The 1,251-nt window shown below is 40.0% G+C and carries 1 protein-coding gene and 1 pseudogene; both read left to right on the top strand.

The genetic code is table 11. The annotated features are described in order from the left end of the window. Positions 1-118 (top strand): annotated as a pseudogene (locus tag G5T77_RS14405) (elongation factor Tu); the annotation flags it as partial. A 234-nt stretch (positions 119-352) separates the two neighbouring features. Beyond that, positions 353-1,222: a metal-dependent hydrolase gene (locus G5T77_RS14400; RefSeq protein WP_159124596.1), complete on the top strand. Its 870-nt coding sequence runs from the start codon at positions 353-355 to the stop codon at positions 1,220-1,222. Positions 1,223-1,251 lie beyond the last annotated feature (29 nt).

The following is a 1,251-nucleotide window of genomic DNA, read 5'->3' as shown; positions in this document are numbered from 1 at the left end:
CGTAGAAATGTCAGTAGAACTAATTCACCCAATCGCAATGGACCCAGGTCTACGTTTTGCGATCCGTGAGGGTGGTCGTACAGTTGGTGCTGGTGTAGTTGCTAAAGTAACTGCATAATCGCTGATTGTGTGAAAAAAGCGTCCCTTTGGGACGCTTTTTTTATATCTGTAAATTCAACCTACTCATTTTCAAGCATATTTAAATTGTCTAACAATATATTTACAAGCTGTCCTTAAGTGATATTTCACTGACCTTATCTACCCTTATGTGAAAAATTCAACGCAGTAATATAACTATAAGAATTTTAATAATTAGATTTCAGCTCTATATAGAACTGATGGGAGTAAGTGTATGAATGCTCAAGTGAAAATTACCAATCGTGCAGGCGCAAGTTTTCCGGTACGTCGTATGAGTTTTGATTTTGATCAAGTGCCAGAATACTGGATGAATGGTTCAGCAGGACTGACTCACTTTATGACTGCACTCTCTGCATTATTCCCGGCAGGCGAAAAATTCTTTATTGATTCTGTTCGCGCTGTACGTCAGCACCCAGCAATTAAAGACAATGAAGCATTGCAAAAAGAAATTTCTGCCTTTATTGGTCAGGAAGCCATGCATACCCAGGAACATGTTGGCTTTAATGCCTCAGCGCAACGCCATGGCCATGATGTTGATACGCTAGATCGTTATACTGACCGAGTCATTCAAACTGCACGCAAAATCTTCGCGGCAGTCGGTATTACCCAGGAAATGGTCGACCTCACTGCGACGACTGCACTAGAACATTTTACTGCGACCATTGCATCTCAGTTACTGACCAATCAGCATATTCAGGAACTGATGAAAGATGACACCATGAAAACCATGTGGCTCTGGCATGCAATTGAAGAGAATGAACATAAGGCCGTGGCCTATGATGTATTCGAAGGTGTTTTCGGTAAAGGTTTAAAATCTTATCTACTGCGTACCACTTCACTGGTTGCAGCGATGGTCACGCTATTCTTTGTACAAAGCTACTTCGTATTGTGTTTATTGAAAGAAGACCGTCAGTTAAGTCTTGAAGCTTTAAAAGAAATCTATACTTATGGTTATAGCCCATCTAAAGGAATTATTACCGGTATGGGTAAAGAAATGCTGATGTACTTTAAACCTGGTTTTCATCCAAATGATCATGACACCCATAGCTTATTACAAAGCTGGAAACAAAAACTGGGCCTTTAATTTAAAACTAGGCAGAGTAAAACTTGAAG

The sequence above is a fragment of the Acinetobacter sp. GFQ9D191M genome (assembly GCF_011174875.1).
Classification (GTDB): Bacteria; Pseudomonadota; Gammaproteobacteria; order Pseudomonadales; family Moraxellaceae; genus Acinetobacter.
The sequence above is the reverse complement of the archived record's forward strand: the minus strand, read 5'-3'. Positions and strand labels throughout refer to the sequence as shown.

What these genes read in the sequence shown, in the direction of transcription:
- G5T77_RS14400 (WP_159124596.1), top strand. Translation starts at nt 353, where the DNA reads ATGAATGCTCAAGTGAAAATTACCAATCGTGCAGGCGCAAGTTTTCCG.